The 18,894-nt window shown below is 61.8% G+C and carries 17 protein-coding genes; 5 read left to right on the forward strand and 12 right to left on the reverse strand.

Translation table 11 applies throughout. From position 1 onward, the window contains the following. Positions 1-8: 8 nt before the first annotated feature. Positions 9-1,046 carry an L-threonine 3-dehydrogenase gene (gene tdh, locus BA011_RS12965; RefSeq protein WP_003541611.1) on the reverse strand — a complete coding sequence of 346 codons (1,038 nt, stop codon included), beginning with the start codon at positions 1,044-1,046 and terminating at the stop codon, positions 9-11. A gap of 326 nt (positions 1,047-1,372) precedes the next feature. On the opposite strand from tdh, the gene BA011_RS12970 reads away from it, so the two are divergent. Next, positions 1,373-2,359 carry an IS110 family transposase gene (locus tag BA011_RS12970; RefSeq protein ID WP_065280768.1) on the forward strand — a complete coding sequence of 329 codons (987 nt, stop codon included), beginning with the start codon at positions 1,373-1,375 and terminating at the stop codon, positions 2,357-2,359. Between the two features lie 70 nt (positions 2,360-2,429). Here the strand turns inward: BA011_RS12970 and BA011_RS12975 are convergent, their stop codons facing one another. The 5 genes from BA011_RS12975 to dnaG all read right to left on the reverse strand — a co-directional run bounded on the left by BA011_RS12975 (position 2,430) and on the right by dnaG (position 8,878). Then, positions 2,430-3,617 (reverse strand): glycine C-acetyltransferase, encoded by a 1,188-nt coding sequence (locus BA011_RS12975; protein WP_065280769.1) that lies wholly within the window; start codon positions 3,615-3,617, stop codon positions 2,430-2,432. Between the two features lie 65 nt (positions 3,618-3,682). Continuing rightward, positions 3,683-4,411 (reverse strand): class I SAM-dependent methyltransferase, encoded by a 729-nt coding sequence (locus tag BA011_RS12980; protein ID WP_065280770.1) that lies wholly within the window; start codon positions 4,409-4,411, stop codon positions 3,683-3,685. A gap of 53 nt (positions 4,412-4,464) precedes the next feature. Further along, positions 4,465-4,908 carry a cupin domain-containing protein gene (locus BA011_RS12985; protein ID WP_065280771.1) on the reverse strand — a complete coding sequence of 148 codons (444 nt, stop codon included), beginning with the start codon at positions 4,906-4,908 and terminating at the stop codon, positions 4,465-4,467. Between the two features lie 92 nt (positions 4,909-5,000). Next, positions 5,001-6,869: a DNA helicase RecQ gene (recQ, locus tag BA011_RS12990; RefSeq protein ID WP_065280772.1), complete on the reverse strand. Its 1,869-nt coding sequence runs from the start codon at positions 6,867-6,869 to the stop codon at positions 5,001-5,003. Next, the gene (gene dnaG / locus BA011_RS12995) at positions 6,869-8,878 is read right to left on the reverse strand and encodes a DNA primase (protein ID WP_065280773.1); all 2,010 of its coding nucleotides are present in this window, start codon (positions 8,876-8,878) and stop codon (positions 6,869-6,871) included. Before dnaG ends, recQ begins: the two co-directional genes overlap by 1 nt. 670 nt (positions 8,879-9,548) lie before the next feature. Between dnaG and BA011_RS13000 the strand changes: the two genes are divergently transcribed. Then, the gene (locus tag BA011_RS13000; RefSeq protein WP_065280774.1) at positions 9,549-10,439 is read left to right on the forward strand and encodes a hypothetical protein; all 891 of its coding nucleotides are present in this window, start codon (positions 9,549-9,551) and stop codon (positions 10,437-10,439) included. A 3-nt stretch (positions 10,440-10,442) separates the two neighbouring features. Here BA011_RS13000 and BA011_RS13005 read toward each other — a convergent pair whose 3' ends face one another. Continuing rightward, positions 10,443-10,898 (reverse strand): GatB/YqeY domain-containing protein, encoded by a 456-nt coding sequence (locus tag BA011_RS13005; RefSeq protein ID WP_065280775.1) that lies wholly within the window; start codon positions 10,896-10,898, stop codon positions 10,443-10,445. Between the two features lie 273 nt (positions 10,899-11,171). Here BA011_RS13005 and carA point away from each other — a divergent pair, with 273 nt between their 5' ends. Together carA and BA011_RS13015 are read left to right on the forward strand one after the other, a co-directional pair. Continuing rightward, entirely contained in the window at positions 11,172-12,377 is a 1,206-nt protein-coding gene (carA, locus tag BA011_RS13010) for a glutamine-hydrolyzing carbamoyl-phosphate synthase small subunit (protein ID WP_065282526.1), read from the forward strand. Between the two features lie 280 nt (positions 12,378-12,657). Continuing rightward, positions 12,658-12,978, forward strand: coding sequence for an antibiotic biosynthesis monooxygenase family protein (locus BA011_RS13015; protein ID WP_065280776.1), 321 nt, complete (start codon positions 12,658-12,660; stop codon positions 12,976-12,978). Positions 12,979-13,103: 125 nt separating this feature from the next. Here BA011_RS13015 and BA011_RS13020 read toward each other — a convergent pair whose 3' ends face one another. The 3 genes from BA011_RS13020 to BA011_RS41570 all read right to left on the reverse strand — a co-directional run bounded on the left by BA011_RS13020 (position 13,104) and on the right by BA011_RS41570 (position 16,180). Next, positions 13,104-14,507, reverse strand: a complete 1,404-nt coding sequence (locus tag BA011_RS13020) for an MATE family efflux transporter (protein ID WP_065280777.1) — start codon at positions 14,505-14,507, stop codon at positions 13,104-13,106. A 142-nt stretch (positions 14,508-14,649) separates the two neighbouring features. Then, positions 14,650-15,894, reverse strand: coding sequence for a TCR/Tet family MFS transporter (locus BA011_RS13025; RefSeq protein WP_065280778.1), 1,245 nt, complete (start codon positions 15,892-15,894; stop codon positions 14,650-14,652). Beyond that, positions 15,887-16,180 (reverse strand): hypothetical protein, encoded by a 294-nt coding sequence (locus tag BA011_RS41570; RefSeq protein ID WP_151343468.1) that lies wholly within the window; start codon positions 16,178-16,180, stop codon positions 15,887-15,889. The genes BA011_RS13025 and BA011_RS41570 overlap by 8 nt, the downstream gene beginning before the upstream one ends. Before the next feature lie 128 nt (positions 16,181-16,308). Between BA011_RS41570 and BA011_RS13030 the strand changes: the two genes are divergently transcribed. After that, on the forward strand, positions 16,309-17,304 hold the full coding sequence (locus BA011_RS13030) for an aldo/keto reductase (RefSeq protein ID WP_065280779.1): 996 nt from the start codon (positions 16,309-16,311) through the stop codon (positions 17,302-17,304). A 59-nt stretch (positions 17,305-17,363) separates the two neighbouring features. On the opposite strand, the gene BA011_RS13035 is transcribed toward BA011_RS13030, so the two are convergent. Both BA011_RS13035 and BA011_RS13040 read right to left on the reverse strand, forming a co-directional pair. Beyond that, positions 17,364-18,284 (reverse strand): neutral zinc metallopeptidase, encoded by a 921-nt coding sequence (locus BA011_RS13035; protein ID WP_065280780.1) that lies wholly within the window; start codon positions 18,282-18,284, stop codon positions 17,364-17,366. 77 nt (positions 18,285-18,361) lie between these two features. After that, positions 18,362-18,892, reverse strand: coding sequence for a DUF2306 domain-containing protein (locus tag BA011_RS13040; RefSeq protein WP_065280781.1), 531 nt, complete (start codon positions 18,890-18,892; stop codon positions 18,362-18,364). Between the last annotated feature and the right edge of the window lie 2 nt (positions 18,893-18,894).

The following is an 18,894-nucleotide window of genomic DNA, read 5'->3' on the forward strand; positions in this document are numbered from 1 at the left end:
TCGTCTCCTTACATCCAATCCATCACAACCTTGCCGGAATTGCCCGACCGCATCGCCTCGAAGCCGTCGCGGAAATCGTCGATGCCGATCCGGTGGGTGATGATGGGCGCGAGATCGAGGCCGCCCTGGACGAAAGCGATCATCTTGTACCAGGTCTCGAACATCTCGCGGCCGTAGATGCCCTTGAGATTGAGCATCTTGAAGATCACCTTGTTCCAGTCGATTTCGAAGCCGGCCGGCGCGATGCCGAGGATGGCGATCTTCCCGCCATTGTTCATCTTGTCGATCATGTCGCGGAAGGCAGGTGCGGCCCCCGACATTTCCAGCCCGACATCGAATCCTTCCGTCATGCCGATCGCCTTCATCACGTCGGCGAGATTTTCCTTCGATGCATCGACGACGTGGTCGATGCCGAGCTTGCGCGCCAGCTCCAGACGGTGTGGATTGATATCGGTGATGACGACTTTGCGGGCGCCGGAGCGCTTGGCGACGAGCGCGCCCATGATGCCGATCGGCCCGGCGCCAGTGACGAGCACGTCCTCGCCGACGAGATCGAAGGAAAGCGCGGTATGCACGGCATTGCCGAACGGATCGAAGATCGCGGCAATCTCGTCTGATATATCGTCCGGGATCGGCACGACATTGCTTTCGGGAATGCAGACGAACTCGCCGAAGGAACCTGGGCGGTTGACGCCGACACCGAGCGTATTTCGGCAAAGATGCCCCCTGCCCGCCCGGCAGTTGCGGCATTTGCCGCAGACGATATGCCCCTCGCCGGAGACCCGCTCGCCGATATGATAGCGGGTGACAGCCGAGCCGATCTCGGCGATCTCGCCGGAGAATTCATGGCCGACCACCATCGGCACCGGAATGGTCTTCTGCGCCCACTGATCCCAGTTCCAGATATGGACGTCGGTGCCGCAGATCGCCGATTTCTTCACCCGGATCAGCACATCGTTCGGCCCGACCTCGGGCACCGGCACATTCTCCATCCAGAGCCCAACCTCCGGTTTCGCTTTGACCAGCGCCTTCATCATGTTCGACATCGACAATATCCACCCTTACTTGGCGCCCGACTTTGCTATCCCCTCTTCTCCCCAGCGGGGAGAAGGTGCCCGTAGGGCGGATGAGGGGGCGGCACGGCACGCCGTCCAGATCAATTACCCTTCGCTCACGCTCACGGTGTCGCTTCGCTCCGCCCCCTTGCATGTTCAAACTGCATCCATTGATGATGGGTGCGACCTCTGGGGGATGGCCATCCCCCAGAGGTCGGACGGGCGGGACCGTAACCCCCTTGGCTTGAACCGGGGATGAGCCTGGTCCGCCCGTCCTTCGCGTTTGTCCTGAACAGATAGTGGGGAGCAGGTCCCGTATGCAAGGCAAGGTATCGTCCGAACGCACCGCGATAGCGACAGTTTATGTCGGTATCGATGTCTGTAAAGAGTGGCTGGACATTCATCTGCATCCTCTCGGCCGCAGTTTTCGGGTGGCCAACGACACGGCCGGCCTGCGCCGCCTCAAGCGGGAGCTCGATGCGCTTGGTCAGATGCCGCGCTCGGCGCTGCATATTGTCATGGAGGCGACCGGCAAGTGGCATCGCGCCGTCCAGCGCTCGCTGCATGCCGATGGCTTTTACGTGTCGGTCGTCGATCCGCTGCGCGCCCGGCTGTTTGCCAAAGCTTGCGGCTTTCTCGCCAAGACCGATCGGCTCGATGCGCGGCTTTTGGCCATCATGGGAGAAGCCCTCAAGCCCGCACAGACCCCACCGCAGGACCAAGCCCTGGAAGCCCTGCAGGAACTGGTCAATGCCCGATCTGCGGCCAACGGTGAACGCACCGCCCTGTCCAACCGGATGAAGACGGCCGTGACCGCCTTCCTGCGCAAGGAACTGACGCGCCGGCTTGCCGCGCTCGACACCCATATCGCAAGACTGGATGCCGAAATCCAGCGGAGCATCGGCGCCGAGCCCGAGATGCGCCGCCGCCTCGACATCCTCATCTCCATTCCCGGCATCGGAGCCGTCACCGCCGCAAGCCTGATCGCTGGCCTTTGCGAACTTGGCGCCTGCTCCGGCAAGCAGGCCGCCATGCTGGCTGGCCTTGCGCCGCTCGCCTGCGAAAGCGGCGAGCGGGCCGGACATCGCGCCATCAGGGGCGGACGCCCCGCACCCAGGAACGCCATCTACATGGCCGCCCTGTCCGCCTCCCGTCACAACCCGGACCTCGCACACTTCGCCGAAAGACTGAAGAAGGCCGGAAAACCCAATAAGGTCGTCCTCGTCGCCGTCATGCGAAAGCTCATCGTGCTCGCAAATACCCTCATCACCAAAAACCGCATCTGGACACCAAATCCACCTTGACACCAAACACAGATGCTCATCTGTCCTGACGGACATCTTCTCCCCGCTGGGGAGAAGGGGGAAGCCTTTCTCAAATCACACCCAGTTCCCGCCCTGCCTCGGCAAAGGACGCAATCGCCCGCTCCACATCCGCCCGCGAATGCGCCGCCGACATCTGCGTGCGGATGCGGGCCTGGCCCTTCGGCACGACGGGGAAGGAGAAGCCGATCACATAGATCCCCTTATTGAGCATCAAGCTTGCCATATCCTGGGCGAGTTTGGCATCGCCAAGCATGACGGGGATGATCGGATGGCCTTCGCCGGCAAGCGTGAAGCCGAGCTTGGTCATCTCTGTGCGGAACAGATCGGCATTGTCGGAAAGGCGCTTGCGCAAGGCATCGCCGTTTTCGATGAGGTCGAACACCTTGAGCGAGGCGGCGGCGATGACGGGCGCCAGCGTGTTCGAAAACAGATAGGGCCGCGAGCGCTGCCGCAGCCATTCGACGACCTCTGCCTTGGCGGAGGTATAGCCGCCCGAGGCGCCGCCAAGCGCCTTGCCGAGCGTACCGGTGATGATGTCGATCCGGCCCTCGACACCGCAATATTCCGGCGAACCGCGGCCATTCTTGCCGACGAAGCCGACGGCATGGCTGTCATCGACCATGACCATCGCGCCGTATTTCTCGGCGAGATCGCAGACGCCGCCCAAATTGGCGATGATCCCGTCCATCGAGAAGACACCGTCGGTCGCGACAAGCTTGTAGCAGCTGCCTTCGGCCTTTTTCAGTTCCTCTTCCAGCGCTGCCATATCGTTGTTGGCGTAGCGGAAGCGCTTGGCCTTCGAAAGCCTCACACCGTCGATGATCGAGGCATGGTTCAGCGCGTCCGAGATGATCGCGTCCTCTTCCGACAGCAGCGTTTCGAACAGGCCGCCATTGGCGTCGAAGCAGGAGGAATAGAGGATCGTGTCTTCCATGCCGAGGAAAGAGGAGATGCGCGCTTCGAGCTGCTTATGCTCTTCCTGCGTGCCGCAGATGAAGCGCACCGAAGCCATGCCGTAGCCGTATCGGTCGAGCGCCTGCTTGCCGGCCTCGGCCAGTTCCTCGTTGTCGGCAAGGCCGAGATAGTTGTTGGCGCAGAAATTCAGCACCCGCTCACCGGTGGAAATCGCGATCTCGCCCGCCTGCTTGGAGCTGATGACGCGCTCGGATTTGTAGAGGCCGGCATCCTTCAGCGCTGAGATCTCGTTGCTGAGATGGGAGAGAAATTGCGAGGTCATGGACGGCCTTTCCCAGAGATTTCGGTTTGCCCGCCGGGTTAGCATATTGCCGCCGGCTTGTCTTCTCAGCGCTGGACCGAGATCAGCAGGAACATCGGCCGGTCCATCTCCTCCGCCCAATCTGGATTGTCGTGGAGCTCATCTTCGTTCGGGCTCCACTCCTCGACATGGCGAATGGCAAAACCGGCCGCGATCAAGGTGTTGAGCGTCGTGCCGAGCTTGCGGTGCTGCTTGACCACACCCTTGGCAAGCCAGTCGGTGGTGCGCGGACCTTCGACGGAATAACGGTCGAGCGGCCAGATGCGCCGCCCCTCGGCGTCGGCTGCCCAGGCGGGATTGGTCGGCGCCATGAAGATCGGATGCTCGATGGTGAAGACGAATTGCGATCCCGGCAAAAGCGCGCGATAGACCGTCGCGGCGAGGCCGGCGAAATCCTCGATATAATGCAGCGCCAGCGAGCTATAGGCGAAATCGAAAGAAGCTTGAGCAAGCATGAGATGCTCGAGATCGGCGATCTCGTAGCTGATCGCCGCATCCGCCGTATCGGCCCTTGCTCTGGCGATCATCTTTTCCGAGATGTCCAGCGCAAGCACGCTTGCAGCACCCTGGCTCACGGCAAAACGCGAAAACCAGCCGAAGCCGCAGCCGAGATCGACAACACGCTTGCCGGCAAGATCGGGCAGCAACGCGCGCACCGCCGGCCACTCCGATGCTCCGTCGAGCCCGTGCAAGGATCGTCTCATGCCGCTATATCCGGCGAAGAATTCCGGTCGGTCGTAGATATTCTGGGCCATCGGCGCTCCTCTTCGAGGCAGCACTATCATGCCCTCTCCGCCGATCTCAAGGATCAGCCTTCGATGAGCCCGAAACCCTCCTGGATCGCGATGATCTTTTCCGGCGTGTCGGCGCCAAGACGCTCCAGCTCCATGAAGAAGCGCTCGAAACCGCCAGGGATGACTATGCCCATCATCCGGCCTGGGACGTCCCCGACGTTCCTCCACTGGTGGGGAATATTGGGCGGCAGCACGATCGTGGTGCCGACAGGCGCGTCAATCTGCTCGTCGCCACACCAGAAACGATAAGTGCCAACGATCACCCGGAACACCTCGGTTTCGCGTGTATGCGTGTGTCGCGTTGGACCGGTGCCGGGCGCAGAGAAGGTCTCCCACATGCCGAGTGCGCCGCCGGTTTCCTCCGCTAGCGAATAGATGATAACTCGCCCGCCATGAGGATGTCTGGCAATCCGCTCGCTGCCAGGCAGCGATACTACTGCTTTGCTGAAAGCTGTCATCGGAGTTCCCCCAAACCCAATGGAACCATAACATGCCTGTCGGCCTCGAAAAACCGGGATTTGCAGGCGCAAACACGGTGCCGCCAGTCAGCCTAGCCGTTGTCCTGCGCCAGGATGATCTCCAGAAAAGCATCGCCGTAACGCTCGAGCTTCGCCTGCCCGACGCCTGATATGGCGAGCAATTCCTTGCGGCTGCGAGGCCGCTCCGTGGCGAAGGCAATCAGCGTCGTATCGGGAAAGACGACATAGGGCGGTACGCCGAGCGATTTGGCGATCGCCATGCGCTCGGCCCTGAGCGCCTCGAAGAGACTGCCGTCGGCGCCTGATAGTCCCGATTTGCGCTCGCTTCGCTCGGCCTTCTTGGTGCGCCGTTCCGAGGCAGGCCGGTCCTTGCGGAAGAACACCTGCCGCTCGTGTTTGAAGACGGCGCGCGCCTCCGGCTCGAGCTTCAGCGCCCCGAAGGCCTCGTGGTCGACGCGGATCAATCCCATGGCGAGCAACTGGCGGAAGACCGACTGCCAGACGCGCGCCGGAATATCCGTGCCGGCGCCGAAGACCGGCATTTCGGCGTGGCCGAAACGTTCGGTCTTTTCGTTGATGTTGCCGAGGAGGACATCGACGACATGGCCAGCGCCGAAACGCTCGCCGGTGCGGTAGACCGCCGCCAGCGCCTTGATCGCCGCCTCCGTGCCCTCCCAGGTCTCGACCGGCTTCAGGCAGGTGTCGCAATTGCCGCATTGGCCGGCATGCGCCTCGCCGAAATGGGCAAGGATTGCCTGGCGGCGGCAGGAGGCGGTCTCGCAGATCGCCAGCAATGCGTTGAGCTTGGCGCGTTCGACCCGTTTGATCTCCGCGGCGGCATTGCCCTCGTCGATCATCCGGCCGCGCTGGATGACGTCGGCCATACCATAGGCCATCCAGACATCGGACGGCAGTCCGTCGCGCCCGGCGCGCCCTGTCTCCTGATAATAGGCTTCCACCGAACCCGGCAGATCGAGATGGGCGACATAACGCACGTTCGGTTTGTCGATGCCCATGCCGAAGGCGACGGTCGCGACCAGGCAGAGGTTTTCTTCCTTCAGGAAGGCATCCTGATTGGCGTCGCGAACCGCCCTGTCCATGCCGGCATGATAGGCACGGGCGCGAATGCCCTGCCCGTTCAGCCATTCGGCCGTATCCTCGACCTTGGCGCGCGAAAGGCAATAGACGATGCCGCTGTCGCCCTTGTGGCCGGACAGGAACCGCAGCAGCTGCTGGCGCGGCTGGTCGCGCTCGACGATCTCGTAGGCAATGTTCGGGCGGTCGAAACTGGTGGTGAAGATCCGGGCTGTGTCCAAACCCAGCCGCTCGATCATGTCGTCGCGCGTATGCGGATCGGCCGTCGCCGTCAGCGCCACCCTGGGCACACCGGGATATTGCTCGCCGAGCCGGCCGAGTTCGCGATATTCCGGCCGGAAATCATGGCCCCATTGCGAGACGCAATGGGCCTCGTCAATCGCAAATAGCGCGATCTTCTCGTTGGCGATCAGCTCGCGGAACCCATCGGTCAAAATGCGCTCGGGCGTCACGTAGAGAAGGTCGAGCTGGCCCGCCGAAAGCGCGCGGCGAACCTCGACGAACTCCTCGCGCGACAGCGACGAGTTGAGTGCTGCGGCGCGGATGCCGAGCTGCTTCATCGCCTCCACCTGATCGCGCATCAGCGCGATCAGCGGCGAAACGACGATGCCGACGCCATCGCGGCAGAGCGCCGGGATCTGGAAGCACAGCGACTTACCGGCGCCTGTGGGAAAGAGCACGACCGCATCGCCGCCGGAAACCACATGCTCGATCACTTGCTGCTGCTTGCCGCGGAAGGAGGAATAGCCGTAGACCTGCTTGAGGATATCGAGCGGCGAGCGGCCGGAAGAAAACAGCGCGCCGGAAGCGGAAAAGCCCGGTTCGTTTCGTTCGGTCAGCGACATCAGTGGTTCGCCGCCCCTTTGACGCGGCCGGAAAGCACGCCGAAGCCATCGATGATCGCCTCCTGGTTCTCAAGGCGCACCCCTTCGAAATGCACTTCTTGCTGCGCTCGCATCAGCTGAACGATCGCCTCGCCGTCGCCGGCTTCGGTCGCCAGCGCGATCTCACGCTCGAGTTCGATCTTCTGCCGGCGCAGCGCCTTCGCCCGCTTGTGGGAGGCCAGTGCCTGGCGGTATCCCTCACGCGCATCCTCCATCGCCGCCTGCTCGGTCGCGATCCACAGCCGGGCATTGCGCACCTGCTGGTCGAGGCTCTTGATGAGCGGACCGAAGCCTTCGAATTCCAGCCTTTCAGTCAGGTATTCGCGCGTCAGATGCGGGCCGGCGACGGAAGCCGCTGCTCCCAGCATCGCCGACCAGAGCCGCTGCAGCTCGCGGCTGTCATATTCGATCGCGGCGATCTCGTCATAATCGTCGATCATCAGCGAGGGGTGATTGACGACGGTCAGCGCCAGCACGCATTCGCGCAGCGCCGTATTGTTCTGGTGGCCGCGCACGGGACCCGAGCGGGCGAGCCTTTCTGAAATGACGCTGGGGCTTTTCGGCCCGGCCTTGCCGGCATTGTCGCGGCCCGTCCGGTAATTGCCGTTGCCGTTGAAGCCGCCGCGGCGATCGCCATTGTTGCGGTTCTGGAACTGCGGCTGGAAGAAGGCGTTCAGCCGATCGCGAATATCCTGCTGGTAGTGACGGCGGACATTCTCGTCGGCGATGACGGCGACCAGCTGCTTCAGCCGCGCCTCGAGTTCGGCGCGCGCCTCGGGCGTGTCGAACTTGCCGGTGTTGACCTCCCGGCTCCACAGCATCTCGGAGAGCGGCTTTGCCTGGCTCATCACCTTGTCGAAAGGCGCCCGCCCGTCATCGCGCACGAGATCGTCGGGATCCTTGCCGTCGGGCAGAAGCGCGAAGCGAACGGAACGGCCGGGCTTCAGATGCGGCAGCGCCAGTTCGGCGGCGCGATTGGCGGCGCGGATGCCGGCGCCGTCGCCGTCGAAGCAGAGCACCGGCTGCGGCACCATCTTCCAGAGCAGCTCGAGCTGGTTTTCGGTGAGCGCCGTGCCGAGCGGCGCAACGGCATTCTCGATGCCCGCCTGATGCAGCGCGATCACGTCCATATAGCCTTCGACGGCGATGATGGTGCCGGTCGCATTGTCGTCCTGAGGATCGCCGCGGCCCGGCCCCTGGATCGCGCGGCGCGCGCGGGCGAAATTGTAAAGGACATTGCCCTTGTGAAAGAGTTCCGTCTCGTTGGAGTTCAGATATTTCGCCGGCGCATCGGCCGACATGGCGCGGCCGCCGAAGGCGATCACCTTTTCCCGCGACGACAGGATCGGGAACATGATGCGGTCGCGGAAACGATCGTAGGAAACCGGCACATTTTCATGGACGACCAGACCGCAGGCCTCAATCTGCTCCTTGGAGACACCCTTGCCGGCGAGGAATTCCTTGAGCGCATTGCGGCTGTCGGGCGCATAGCCGAGACGGAAGGTCTCGATAGTGCGCCCTGTCAATCCGCGGTCGCGCAGATAAGCGCGCGCCCTCGCCCCATTCGCCGTCTGCAGCTGATCCTGGAAAAATTGGGTCGCCATTTCCATGACGTCGATCAGCGAGCCGCGCTCCTTCTCGCGCTTCTCTATCACAGGATCGGCAAGCGGCATCGGCACGCCGGCCATATCGGCGATCTGCTGTACCGCCTCGGGAAAACTCAGACCTTCAAGTTCTGTCAGGAAGCGGAAATGGTCTCCTGTCACCCCACAGCCGAAGCAGTGGTAGCGTCCCTTTCGGTCCTCGCAATGGAAGCTCGGCGATTTCTCGCCGTGGAACGGGCAGCAGGCCCAGTAGTCGCCGCGCGACACATTGGTCTTGCGCTTGTCCCAGCTCACGCGGCGCGCAATCACGTTCGAAATCGGAACGCGGTCGCGAATATCATCGAGAAAGGTGTTGGAAAAGCGCATTTATACCTCTTGGCCAATCTCCATATAAGCTGCTTTGCCGCTCCATGCCACGAAACTTGTCATGAAAACCCGCTATTCACAGGCTATGCGGCCGTCATCGGCGGCTCCGGTTATCCAATCAACAACGCGTTATCGCCCCCTGCGACAGGGTGCGACATTATTGTCCTCACAGGGGCCGGAATTCCACCGTCATAAACGCTTCAACAAGAGCGGCGGCCCTTGATAGAACTGAGGAAATTCTTTTGTAAACAAAGGATTACTACCTCTCGTGATTGCGCTTCATCATCCTCCACACCGCCTCCCAAGAATCGGCTTCGACGCCTTCCAAACCGCCGATTCCGGCAATTATTATTTTTTTGTAATTTGAATAAGCCGCCGCACCGCAATACGTTCGATCTCAACAAAGCGATCCCCGAGCGAAGCACCATCCCTACCCCCGGCGCCGCTTCGCAAGGGTGCCTTTGCAAATACCCTCCGGCTTGGGCTTCGACCCTGCGTGCCGGTGGAAGCAAAGAGCAAGAAGGCAGGAGCGCCCCCAGCTCCTGCCTTCTTAAATTTTGGCTCTCTTTGCGACAACTCTCCCTTTGAAATTAACCGCTTATTGACAAAGCCGTTGACAGGCGGCGCCTGCATGAAAGATGTATGCGCCGAACTCCCTGGACCTCTCCAAATGGCTTTTACCGCGGACAATCTTGCAGCAGACGATCGCTTTCTCGCTGCGATCCTGCATTGCGCCGATCAGATGCTCGCCATCTATCGCGAGAGCCCGCGCATCGCCTCGATCTTCGCCGCGCAGCAGCGCTGGCTGATGGCCCATGCCGGCTTCGCGCTTCACTACGGTTATTCCGACGACGGGAAGAGCGGCGGCCTCTATTCCGGCCGCTTCATCGATTTTGCGGTCAGGAACAACATCGCCAGCCGCAACACAGCCGCGGCCTTCATGCAGGAAATGCTGGCCTATCGCTTCCTGCGGCCGGTCCCCGGCCCCGATAAGCGCACACGTTACCTGGAACCCACCGAAATCGCCGAGCAGCATTTCACCCGATGGCTCGTCACCCATATGATGATCCTCGACAGCCTCGACGGCGGTGGGCGCGCCGAAAGGATCACCGCCGATCCTCCGGCGATGATGGCGGCGATCCAGCCGCTGATCGCAAAGGCGATCATCGGAAGCGAAGCAGTGCGCAATCCGGGCGCCACCTTCAACCTCTTCAACTGGGCAAATTCCGGCGGGCTGGTGATGGACTACCTGATCTCGCGCCTTCCGGAATTTCCAAGGACAGCCGACCGCGTCGTTCTCGGCCCTCTGTCGCTCCGGGAAATCCGCGAACAGTTCATGATCTCCAATACCCACCTGAAGCGGCTTCTGATGCAGGCAGCGACCATGGAGAGCATTGGCTGGACCGAACCCTCCCGCAAGGGCGACTTCTGGCTGTCGGGCCAATTCATCCGCGAATACTGGAATTATCAAGCGGCGAAATTCGCCATCATCGATGCCGCCACCGAAGCGGTGCTCGGGCCTGCGGTCCGTGACGAACCGCAGGCAAGACGCGTCATCTGAGGCTTATCCGTTCAACAGTTCCTTGACGGTCGCCGACGCCTTGGCGAAATCCATCTGGCCGGCATAACGCTCCTTGAGCGCCGCCATCACCTTGCCCATGTCCTTGGCGCCCGCGGCACCCGTTTCAGTGATGATCGCCGAGACGTTGGCGCGCACTTCACTGTCCGACAGCTGCTTCGGCATGAAATCCTGGATGACGGTGATTTCGGCACGCTCCTTGGCGGCAAGCTCCGGTCGGGAATTCTCCTCGTAGATCTTGGCCGATTCGTCGCGCTGCTTCACCATCTTGGCGAGAATCTGCAGGATCTCGTCGTCGCTCGCCTGCTCCTTGCCAATGCCGCGATTGGCGATATCGCGGTCCTTGACCGCGGCCTGAATCAGCCGGACGGTGGAAAGCCGCTCCGCATTCTTGGCCTTCATCGCCTCTTTCAGCTGGGTGGCGAGTTGATCGCGCAGCATGGTCTTCACTCCTGTTTTGATGCCGCTTCATAAACCACGCTGATGCGGGGGATCAAATAAATTGCGCGGTCAGTGCGATAAAGCGCAGGAAAACGGCCGCGATCTCGGCTACAAAGATTGACCGCAAGCGATTGCGTGGCTATTTACCGCCACCTGCACCAAAATTCTTGATCAGGCCTGGAGCTCGCGGCATTGCCGCGTCCATACGCCTGCGAGATCAAAAGGCGGCCAGCCGCGGCAACGCGCGCACCGATCGCCGGAAACGGGATGAAGATGACCGCGACAGCACCCTGGACAATCGAAAAGCCGACCGCCCTGCTCGTTCTTGCCGACGGCACGGTCATCGAAGGCAAGGGCATCGGCGCCACCGGCAAGGTGCCGGCCGAAGTGGTCTTCAACACAGCGCTCACTGGCTATGAGGAGATCCTGACGGACCCCTCCTATCTCGGCCAGATCGTCACCTTCACCTTCCCGCATGTCGGCAATATCGGCACCAATGATGAAGACATCGAGGATCTGACGCCTGCCGCCCGCCATGGCGCTGTCGGCGTCATCTTCAAGGCCGACATCACTGAGCCCTCGAACTACCGCGCCGCCAAGCACCTCGACCAATGGCTGAAGGCCCGCGGCGTCATCGGTCTCTGCGGTATCGACACGCGCGCGCTGACCGCCTGGATCCGTGAGAACGGCGCTCCAAACGCGGTGATCGCCCACGATCCGAACGGCGTCTTCGACATCGAGACGCTGAAGGCCGAAGCCAAAGCCTGGAGCGGCCTCGAAGGTCTCGACCTCGCCAAGATCGCCTCGTCGGGCCAGTCCTCCCAATGGTCTCAGACGCCGTGGGTCTGGAACGAAGGTTACGGTGAGCTCAAGGCGGCGGACGCGAAATACCACGTCGTCTGCCTGGATTACGGCGTCAAGCGCAACATCCTGCGCCTGTTTGCCGGCCTCGACTGCAAGGTGACTGTCGTGCCGGCCGCAACGAGCGCCGAAGACGTGCTCGCCATGCAGCCGGACGGCATCTTCCTGTCGAACGGTCCGGGCGATCCGGCGGCAACCGGCGACTATGCCGTGCCTGTGATCAAGACGCTGATCAAGACCGATATCCCGGTCTTCGGCATCTGCCTCGGCCACCAGATGCTGGGCCTGGCACTCGGCGCGAAGACCGAGAAGATGCATCAAGGCCATCATGGTGCCAACCACCCCGTCAAAGACCATACCACAGGCAAGGTCGAGATCGTCTCGATGAACCACGGCTTCGCGGTCGACTCGAAGTCGCTGCCGGATGGTGTTGAAGAGACTCATATTTCGCTTTTCGACGGCACCAATTGCGGCCTGCGCGTCCTCGGCAAGCAGGTCTTCTCGGTCCAGCATCATCCGGAAGCCTCTCCCGGCCCGCAGGACAGCCACTATCTCTTCCGCCGCTTCATCAACATGGTGCGCGAGAAGAAGGGCGAACCGGCGCTCGCCGAACGCTGATTTCAAGCCTTAGCGATTTCCGACCGCCTAGGTCGGCCTTGAACTTGTTGACAAACCTCACTCTTCGTCATCCTCGGCCCTGTGCCGAGGATCTGCTACATATCGACCGAAGGCAGATGCTCGGGACAAGCCCGAGCATGACGAAAGAGGAGTTGGCCCGCTTTGTTAGTAGTCCAAAGGTTCGCCCAGGCGGGCCTTTTTCTTTATCCGCCTATTGACCTCAGCTTAACTTGAGGAATTACAGATCTGCCTGCAGACATCAGATGCAGGAGAAAACTGGATGAGCGGAGCTTTCTTTCGAGTAGACAAGTTCATCGTGCCGGCGGCGGCACGCGAGGAATTTCTCGTCAAAGTGATGATGACTCACAAAGTGTTGGAAGCGCAGGACGGTTTCATCGATCACAGGGTGCTGGAGCAGGTCGCTGGTCCGGGCGAATTCAATTTCGTCACGATTGCCGAATGGGAAAATACCGAAGTCGTCGAGCGCGCGCGGGCAGCCGTGGCGGCCGCTCATAAGGCCGCAAATTTCGATCCGCAGGAAATGTTTTCGCGTCTCGGCATTCGTGCCGATATTGCCAGCTACAAACCTGTCGCGGCTTGAGGATAAAGACGGCCGGCTAGAGCATGATGCCGAAAAGTGTCAGCGGTTTTCGGACGACATCATGCTCTAACTATTTGGTTTAGAACGGGATGATTTTAAGCGACTCGGCCTAAAATCATCCCGTTCTAGGCGCCGGCCGTCACTCCTTCGCGGCGAAGGAGAAGGTAGAAGCGTGCGCAGAGCATGACGGCGGCCGTCGCCAGCCCGACGAGGAAGCCGAACCAGATGCCGATGCCGCCGAAACCGAGCGGCAAGGCAAAGGCCCAGGCGAGGAAGAAGCCGATCGGCCAGTAGGCGATCAACGCCATGATCATCGGCACGCGTGCGTCCTTGAGGCCGCGCAGCAATCCATTGGCAATCACCTGCAGCCCGTCGACGAGCTGGAAAAGCCCGGCAACGACGATCAGCGGTCCGGCATAGGCAAGCACCTCCGGCGCCTCGGGCGAGTTGACGTCGAGGAACCAGCTGCCGAGGAATTGCGGCATGGAGGCAAAAAGCACGCTGCCCACCGCCGAAATGGCGCAGGCGAGGACGAGCACGGTGATCGAAGCGCGCACCAGCCCCTGATAATCGCCCTGCCCATGCGCGACACCGACGCGCACCGTTGCCGCCTGGCTGAGGCCGAGTGGGATCATGAAGGCGATCGAGGCCCATTGCAGGGCTATGCCGTGGGCGGCGAGCTCGATGGTGCCGATATAGCCCATCAGCAGCGAGGCCACCGTGAACAGACTGACCTCGGCGAGGATGGTGACGCTGATCGGGAAACCGAGCCGGATGACCTCCAGCAGCGCGTGCCAGTCGGGTTTCCAGAATCGCACGAAGATCTCGTAGCGCCGCGTCTCTTCCCGCCGCTGCACGAAAGCCAGGATGAAGAGGAAGCCGGCTGTCTGCACGACGACCGAAACGATCGCCGCCCCTTCGAGCCCCATTGCTGGAAAGCCGAAATGACCTAGCACCAGGGCATAGGCGAAGATCGCATTCATCACCAGCGTGACGATGGTGACGTTGAGGATGACGCCTGCCTTGCCGATGGCACTGACAAGCGAGCGCATGACGTTGAAGAGCAGCGCCGGCAGTACGCCGAACTGACCGATCATGATATAGCCGTGGGCGAGCTTGGCCACCTCGGGCTTCTGCTGCGCAAAAAGCAGGATCTGTTCCGCATTGAAGAAGGCCGGCTGCATGATGACCCAGTATGCGATCACCACCCACAGGCCCATGCGCAGCGACCGGCGCACCGAGACGAGGTCGCCGCGGCCATAGGCCTGCGCTACCAGCGGAATGACGGCGATGGCAAAGCCCGAACCGAAGATGAGGATCGTGAAGAGGAACTGGGCCGACAGCACCATCGCCGCCAGCTGCTCGGCGCCGAGACGTCCGACGATCATCACATCGGTGGTGTGGATGCCGAGCTGAGCGAGCTGGGCGCCGATCAGCGGAATGCCGAGCGCCAGCGTGGCACGGAAATGTGCACCCCAACGATTATCGGTTGTCGGCGCAAGCCTGCGCGCGTCGATCGGCGTGTCCATGACACTAGTCCTGTGATTGAAATATGCGTCGCCGCAGCTTGCGGCGAAATATCATCCGGGCTTAGATCAAAGCCCTGCAAAGAACTACCCCAAATGAGGCAGATGATGAAAAATTCATCATCGCATCACCATTTCTGATCGATCAGCCCGTGGCTTCCAGCGCCTCGGCCGGCTCCCTCACTCGAACCCTTGTGAGGAATACCCCGGCGGCCAGAAGGATGAGCACGGCGGCCGTGAGATACGGCGCGCCGGCAAAAGTGACCGGCGCCTCGGGCCGCGTGAAGTAACCGAACATCTGCGTGAAGATCAACGGTCCGGCGATGGTGGTGACGCTGCTGAGGCTGGTAAGCGCGCCCTGCAGCTCACCCTGCGCCGAAGGCGGCACCATGCCGGCGGCGATGCTGCGCAGCGGCGGATCGGCGACGTTTTCCATGACAGTCGCAACGATGATGACATAGACGACCCAGCCCTCCCAGGCGAAGGCATAGCCGGTGAGACCGACGGCCGAGAAGCACAGGCCGAGAAGAGCGGTCTTCCACTCGCCGAGCACCGGCACGATCCGCGGCAGAACCAGGCCCATGACGATCACGGCGCCGATGCCGTAAATGCCGAGCGACAGGCCGATCTGTCCCTCGCTCCAGCCGTAGCGATAGGTCGAGACGAACGACCAGACCGAGGGATAGACGGCATGCGCCAGGAAAAACAGGAACATGACGAGGCTGACCCAGCCGATGCCGGGATAATGGCGCATCTGGCGCAACGCGCCGAGTGGATTGGCGCGTTTCCACTCGAACCGGCGGCGGTTCTTCGCCTCCAGCGTCTCGGGCAAAAGGAAACAGGCGGCGATGAAATTCAGAAGCGACAGCGCAGCCGCGCCGAGGAACGGCACACGCGGGCCGAATTCGCCGAGGACACCGCCGACGACGGGGCCGATGGTGAAGCCGACGCCGAAGGCGATGCCGATCAGCCCGAAATTTTTCGCCCGGTTCTCCTCCGTGCTGATATCGGCGATATAGGCCGAGCAGGTGGCGAAACTGCCGCCACTGATACCAGCAAGCACGCGGCCGACGAACAGCATCCTGAAGCTGGTGGCGATGCCGCAGATGAAATTGTCGATCGCGAAGGTCAGCACCGAAAGCAAAAGGATCGGCCGGCGGCCGAAACGGTCGGACAGGTTTCCGAGCAGCGGCGCGAACAGGAATTGCATGCCGGCATAGACCAGCATCAGCCAGCCGCCGTCGATCGCCGCGTCGCTGACGCTGCCGCCGGTCAGCTGCTCCAGATAGGCGGGCAGCACCGGCATGATGATGGCGATGCCGATAATGTCGAGGAAAAGGATAATGAAGACCAGGAAAAGGCCGCGGCGAACGAATTTCGGGTCAAGCATGAGGCATCTCTACAGCGGTTGGTTCTGAAAAGACGATCTCGTCGCCGAGAAAGTGACATAGCTCAGAAAAGAAACCGAAACAATCCGTGAACATTTCAAAGTTTTTGATAATGTTCAACGGGAAATTTATAAGAGGCCTCAACCGGTGGGCGCTTGCCGCCATTCCGGCTCCAGAAGATCGAGAGCCGCCCAGCGGATCGCCGACGATGCGTTCCCTTGCAATCGCCGCGCCGGCATCCAGATCACCAGAGAAGACCGGTCCAACAGAAGACCGGTCCTTGTGCATTTCCCCGCACAGCCTGTTCGATGTCGTCCGATTATCGCCCGAATGCGAAAGCGGTAAAACGGCGTCCGGCAACGCCGCCCGGCGCGGATGCTCGATCGCACCGCGCGGAGCAGAAATAGGAGAAAACTATGCAGACTTATCGTTTGGGAAAGACCGGACCCGAGGTCTCGGCCATCGGCCTCGGCTGCATGGGCATGTCGGGCATGTACGGCCCCTCAGATCGCGCAGAAAGCATCGCGACGATCCATGCCGCGCTCGATGCCGGCATCAACCTGCTCGACACCGGCGATTTCTACGGCATGGGCCATAACGAAATGCTGATCGGCGAGGCGTTGAAGGGCCGCAGGCGCGAGAGCGCCGTCGTCAGCGTCAAGTTCGGCGGCCTGCGCGATCCCGTCGGCGGCTGGAACGGCTTCGACGGCCGCCCGGTCGCGGTGAAGAACTTCCTCAGCTATACGCTGCAGCGCCTCGGCGTCGACTATATCGACATCTATCGTCCCGCCCGCCTCGATCCGAACGTACCGATCGAGGACACGGTCGGTGCCATCGCCGACATGGTCAAGGCGGGTTATGTCAGGCATATCGGCCTGTCGGAAGTAGGCGCCGACACGATCCGCCGCGCGGCCAGTGTGGCCCCGATCGTCGACCTGCAGATCGAATATTCGCTGATCTCGCGCGGCATCGAGGAAAAGATCCTGCCGACAACCCGCGAACTCGGCATCTCGATCACTGCCTACGGCGTGCTCTCGCGCGGCCTGATCAGCGGCCATTGGCAGAAGGGCCGGGGTGCGACGGCCGGCGATTTCCGCGCCTACAGCCCGCGCTTCCAGGAAGGCAATATCGAGCAGAACCTCGCTCTGGTGGAGAAATTGCGCGAGATCGCCGAGGCAAAGAGCGTCTCTGTCGCCCAGATCGCCATCGCCTGGGTCGCCGCCAAGGGCACGGATATCGTCCCGATCATCGGCGCTCGCCGCCGCGACCGGTTGACCGAGGCGCTCGGCTCACGCGCGGTCAACCTGTCGCCGGACGATTTCGCCGTCATCGAACGCGCGGTGCCGAAAGACGCGGCCGCGGGCGGGCGTTATCCCGAGCATATGCTGCAGCATATGGACAGCGAGAAGTAAGCAAGGGATCGAAGGGGCTGCGATGTTCTTTGTGCCATGCGCCCCTTCATCTCCAGCCCTCAAACCGGTCCCGAGAACGTATCGCAGGCCGACAGCTGGCCGCTGTCGAAGCCGCGCTTGAACCATCTGACCCGCTGCTCCGAGGTACCGTGATTGAAGCTTTCCGGGACGACGTAACCCTGTGACCGCTTCTGCAGCGAATCATCGCCGATCTGCTGGGCGGCGTTCAGCGCCTCCTCCAAGTCGCCTGACTCAAGCAGGCCCTTCTGCTGGGTATATTTGCCCCAGATGCCGGCAAAGCAATCGGCCTGCAGCTCGACGCGCACCGACATCTTGTTGGCGTCAGCCTCGCTCATGCGCTGGCGGGCCTGGTTGAACTTCGGCAGGATGCCGAGCAGGTTCTGCACGTGATGGCCGACCTCATGGGCAACGACATAGGCCTCGGCGAAATCGCCCGACGCACCAAACCGGTCGGAAAGCTGCTGGAAGAATTCGGTATCGAGATAGACCTTGTGGTCGCTCGGGCAGTAGAACGGACCTGTTGCCGATGATGCGGAGCCGCAGGCCGATGCCGTCGAGCCCGAGAACAGCACGAGGCGTGGCTCCTCGTAATTTTGGCCCTGTGCCTGGAAGATGCCCTGCCAGGTATCCTCGGTCTCGGCAAGAACGGTGCGCATGAAGGCGGTCATCTCGTCATTGGCGGGTGTGCGTGTTCCGCCGGACTGGCTCTGCTCGTAGCCGGGGCCGCTCGTCGTGCCCCCGGTATCGAGCACCTGCAGCAGATCGATGCCCATCATCTTGAAGATGAAATAGATGACGACGAGGAAGATGATCGTACCGATGCTGAGTCCGCCGCCGGCTCGGCGAACGCCGCCGCCGGAGGGAAAATTAAAGCCACCGCCGCGGCCGAAACCGCCGCCGGACGGACCGCCGCGGCGATCCTCGACATTGTCTGACTGACGCCGGCCTCTCCATTCCATTTTCGCTCTCCCCGGGCAATGCCTGTGCTTGCACTCAAGCATCTATATATCCGTCGGCGGCCGGAATTCCAGCGACTTCATCGGGCAATCAGGCGCGCGCGTCGGCGGCGCAGCACGATCGCGACCAGGATCGAGCCGATCACCGCCGCGGCAAGGGCAGCCGGCCGTTCCGCGCCGGTGAAGACAACCGCATGCATGATCCGGCCGGGCAGGAAAGTGAACAGGCCGGCAAGCACGATGCCGCCGAAATAAAGGCCGGCGACGATGCGCTTGTGCAGACGGATATCGCCGCGGCGAGCCGCCGCGATCGCATTCCAGCTGCCGAACAATGTTGCGATCGACAGAAGATGGATCGGGCTGAACCCGTAGAAGAGATCGAGCTCATGAATGAAGAAGCTCGAAATCGCCGTGACAATCATCAGCGCCATCCAGATCCTGCCGAGCAGACGGTGCAGCGGCGTGCCCTTGGGGCGCAACAGGATATAGGCGCCGAGAAGTGCCGCCGGCGTAACAGCAGTGACATGGATCTGAACGGCGAGCGGGGCGCCGAGGAGCGGTTCGAGGATCATGAGCGACATCCGGTTGAATTCGATCCCTGTTTCCGCCAAGA

The sequence above is a fragment of the Rhizobium leguminosarum genome (genome assembly GCF_001679785.1).
Taxonomy (GTDB): domain Bacteria; phylum Pseudomonadota; class Alphaproteobacteria; order Rhizobiales; family Rhizobiaceae; genus Rhizobium; species Rhizobium leguminosarum_R.

Coding starts and splice junctions, on each gene's coding strand:
- tdh (WP_003541611.1), bottom strand. CDS start 1,046: ATGTCGAACATGATGAAGGCGCTGGTCAAAGCGAAACCGGAGGTTGGG.
- BA011_RS12970 (WP_065280768.1), top strand. CDS start 1,373: ATGCAAGGCAAGGTATCGTCCGAACGCACCGCGATAGCGACAGTTTAT.
- BA011_RS12975 (WP_065280769.1), bottom strand. CDS start 3,617: ATGACCTCGCAATTTCTCTCCCATCTCAGCAACGAGATCTCAGCGCTG.
- BA011_RS12980 (WP_065280770.1), bottom strand. CDS start 4,411: ATGGCCCAGAATATCTACGACCGACCGGAATTCTTCGCCGGATATAGC.
- BA011_RS12985 (WP_065280771.1), bottom strand. CDS start 4,908: ATGACAGCTTTCAGCAAAGCAGTAGTATCGCTGCCTGGCAGCGAGCGG.
- recQ (WP_065280772.1), bottom strand. CDS start 6,869: ATGTCGCTGACCGAACGAAACGAACCGGGCTTTTCCGCTTCCGGCGCG.
- dnaG (WP_065280773.1), bottom strand. CDS start 8,878: ATGCGCTTTTCCAACACCTTTCTCGATGATATTCGCGACCGCGTTCCG.
- BA011_RS13000 (WP_065280774.1), top strand. CDS start 9,549: ATGGCTTTTACCGCGGACAATCTTGCAGCAGACGATCGCTTTCTCGCT.
- BA011_RS13005 (WP_065280775.1), bottom strand. CDS start 10,898: ATGCTGCGCGATCAACTCGCCACCCAGCTGAAAGAGGCGATGAAGGCC.
- carA (WP_065282526.1), top strand. CDS start 11,172: ATGACCGCGACAGCACCCTGGACAATCGAAAAGCCGACCGCCCTGCTC.
- BA011_RS13015 (WP_065280776.1), top strand. CDS start 12,658: ATGAGCGGAGCTTTCTTTCGAGTAGACAAGTTCATCGTGCCGGCGGCG.
- BA011_RS13020 (WP_065280777.1), bottom strand. CDS start 14,507: ATGGACACGCCGATCGACGCGCGCAGGCTTGCGCCGACAACCGATAAT.
- BA011_RS13025 (WP_065280778.1), bottom strand. CDS start 15,894: ATGCTTGACCCGAAATTCGTTCGCCGCGGCCTTTTCCTGGTCTTCATT.
- BA011_RS41570 (WP_151343468.1), bottom strand. CDS start 16,180: ATGCACAAGGACCGGTCTTCTGTTGGACCGGTCTTCTCTGGTGATCTG.
- BA011_RS13030 (WP_065280779.1), top strand. CDS start 16,309: ATGCAGACTTATCGTTTGGGAAAGACCGGACCCGAGGTCTCGGCCATC.
- BA011_RS13035 (WP_065280780.1), bottom strand. CDS start 18,284: ATGGAATGGAGAGGCCGGCGTCAGTCAGACAATGTCGAGGATCGCCGC.